This window comes from Streptomyces sp. CA189, from assembly GCF_056428985.1.
This window is the reverse complement of sequence record NZ_JBWJVM010000162.1, coordinates 1-3179: the sequence shown is the minus strand read 5'-3', so window position 1 is coordinate 3179 and position 3179 is coordinate 1. Positions and strand designations below refer to the sequence as shown.

The window sequence follows — 3179 nt, the reverse complement described above, 5'->3', positions numbered from 1 at the left end:
GGCATGGTGGCTTCATACTGCCCCTCCTGCTGTGAGTGTTCGGGTTGTGTGGTCGAATTTCGTGCTCTGGGCGGCGAGTTGGAGACAGATGGCCTCGTTGTCGCTGGTCCAGGGGATGCTGAGGCGGCCGTCGGCGGCACGGTGGGCGTCCAGGCGGCCGCGGGCGATCCAGTAGTAGACCGCGCCGGCGCGGACGCCGAGCTGTGCGGCGACCTGCTGGACGCTCAGTTCGCCGCGCGCGGTGGCGGTGTCGGGCAGTGGGTGGCTGCCGGGGCCGGTGGGACCGGGGTGTTTGGGCCGGTCCAGGTCAGCCCGGAGTGTGGCCTCGACCTGATCGTTCCAGGGGATGGCGATACGGCCGGCGGGGGTGCGGTGCGCGGGCAGACGCCCGACACGCACTTGGTAGCGAACGGCCGCGTCGAGGACTCCGAGGCGGGCTGCCGCTTCGGGAATGCTGATCTCGCCGGCGTGGGCGGCCTCGGCGGGCAGGGGGCGGCGCCCGGTGGGCATGAACTGCTCGGGGTGGGTGATCCAGTCCCGGCAGTCGGCTTCGACCTGCTCGTTCCAAGGAATGCACCAGCGTCCCCCGACGTCCTTGCGGGCCCTGAGCCGGCCGCAGCGGATCCAGTAGTAGAGGGCGTGCTCGACCACGCCCAGGCGGGCGGCGCCCTGCTGGACGCTGACCTCGCCGGGCATCGTCTGCGGCGGTGCGGCGGGCCGGGGGGTGAGGTGGCCGGATGTGTCGATCTGGCGGCGGCAGTCGGCTTCGACCTGATCATTCCAGGGAATGCACCAACGGCCGCCGGAGTCCTTGCGAGCGTCAAGGCGCCCGTGAGTGAGCCAGTAGTAGACGGCGTCCGCGGTGATGCCCAGGATCTGGGCTGCCTCGTTGACGCAGATCTCCCCGTCCCGGAACGGGACCGGCGCGGGAATCTTGTAGGTGTAGCTCACCCATTTGACGGCCGCCACGTCGAACGGGCGCCCGGTCCCGGTGGTCAGCTGGGCGGCGGCGAGCGCGGCGACGACCTGTTCGTCGGTGTGGCTCGGACGCAGGGCCGCGATCAACTCCCGCGCCGCCGCAGGGGTCCGCCTAATATCGGCCGAGAGCCGGGGGCGGGTCAGGGCGAGTTCGTCGGTGGCGCCGGTGTGCCAGCGCACCCCGACCCGCGCGTGGGCCCGGTCGGGCTCGGGCAGCAGTGTCACATCCGAGATCAGCGTCCGCAGGAGGCGTTTGCGGTCACGGTCTTTGGTTTCGGCCGCGTGCCACAATCCGGGCAGGTCAGCGGCCAGGGCTTGCAGCGCGGAGCGGTCCGGCAGGGCCGGCTTGGCTTCACGGGCCGTGTTCAGGGCGGTCTGGGCCTGGTCGAGTGCGGCGAGTCTGGCCTCCCAGCGGGCCTCCAGGGTGCGGGCGACCATGCGGTTGTCCGGATCGACGGCGCTGAACGTCCGCTCGGCGCGGTCCGCGTCGTACTGGGCTCGCTCCACCGCGAGCTCGGCGGCACGGTGCGAGCGGGTGTGCCGGCCGGCGACCTCGTCGGCTGCGGCCAGGGCCAGCTCGATCTGCCCGGGACCGAGTGTTTCCAGCAGTGCGGCCACCACGGCGTCGTCCACGATGTCGGCGCGGATCGAGCGGCAGGTCGCCGTGGCCTCGTGGTCGGCCCGTGAAATCGAGCACCCGTAGGCGGCCTGGCCGTCGTGGCAATAGCGGGTGGTCATCGGGCGCCCGCACGAACCGCAGAACATGATCCCCTGACACAGGGCCAGTCCCTCACGCGCCGACCTGGCTCCGTCGTGGGTGCAGTTGGCCTTTAGCTTCGCCTCGGCTGCCACGAAGTCGGCCCAGGTCCAGTAGCCCTCGTGGTGATCGTGCAGGACCACCGGCCACTTCTCCCGGGGCACCCGCGTCAGGCTCGTGCGCACGCTGCCGTCCGGCTGGACCCTGCGCCGGGTGATGTTGCGGCCGTAGACGTAGGTGCCCGCGTAACAGGGGTTGCTCAGTACCCCCAGTGCCCGGGCGTGGGTGAGTTTGCCCCACCGCAACTGGCCTGCCCACGCTCCTCCGTAGGCGCGGAGCGGGAAGCGCCGGCCGACGAACGCCGCGACGACCTGGTAGGCGGAACCGCCGGCCGCGAACGCGGCGAAGACGTCACGGATCGCGGCCTGCACCTCCGCATCCGGGTCGATCACGCAGTCGCCTTCGTCGTCGTAGACGTAGCCCACCGGCAGCGGGGACCGCAGGTCGCCGCGCTCGGCGGCGGCCCGCTTCGCGCCCTGCAGCCGGCTCGAAAGGATGTGCAGCTCGGCCTCGCTCATCGATCCTTTTAGACCGAGCAGGAGCCTGTCGTTGAAGTTGGTGAGGTCGTAGACCCCGTCGTCGTCGATCAGGAGGACGTCCGTCAGCCGCGCGAGTTCCAGCAGCCGGGCGAAGTCGGCGGAGGACCGAGCGAGCCTGGAGACCTCCAGGCCGAAGATCGCCCCGACCTCGCCCAGGCAGACCTTGGCGACCAGGTCGCGGAAGCCCTCGCGGACCTGCCCGAACTTCCCCGACAGCCCCAGGTCCGCGTCGATGACCAGCACGTCCTCGCGGTCCCAGCCCAGCCGGACCGCCTCGTCGCCCAGCGCGTACTGCCGCAGCGTGGACTCGGTGTTGTCCCTCACCTGGACCAACGTGCTCTGCCGCAGATAGACCGCCGCCGTCCTCGAGCGGTGGGACGCGGTGATCTTCGAGGTCCCGTTCACGATCACGGCCGCCTCCCAACCCGGACTCGACCATGTTGGCCAGCACCATCACCATCTCGACGCGGCACGGTGATGACGGCACGGCCCCTCGCTTCCGCCCGCCCCGGGGCTGGTGCGCGACACAACTGTCGTGGCATCAGGATCCGCCCCCGTCCGTGTCGGCACCACGGCTCACCAGGGCATCCACCAGCGCACGAAGAGCACTCAGCCCCTCGACCGCGAGCCGGTCCGCACCTGGCTCCCCGCCGCGATCCGTCCACTCCTGCGGCAGCGTCACGCTCCGGCTCGCGCCGTACGCGCAGACGAAGACGAGTGCACCACTGCGCCGCTTGACGAACAGAATGTCCAACTGCATGCCCGACAGGGCGTGGAACGGGTGGGTCACCGTCAAGGAACCCAAGGACTGCCTGGACGCTGCGGCACTATGCCGTGTCCGTCGG

General features: G+C 70.9%; 2 protein-coding genes. Both read right to left on the bottom strand.

The annotated features are described in order from the left end of the window. Positions 1–12 precede the first annotated feature (12 nt). Complete coding sequence (locus AC061S_RS44235) at positions 13–2745, bottom strand: recombinase family protein (RefSeq protein WP_478691542.1); 2733 nt, start codon at positions 2743–2745, stop codon at positions 13–15. A 130-nt stretch (positions 2746–2875) separates the two neighbouring features. Continuing rightward, a partial coding sequence (locus AC061S_RS44230; RefSeq protein WP_478691541.1) for a hypothetical protein occupies positions 2876–3179 on the bottom strand: 304 nt, incomplete at its 5' end.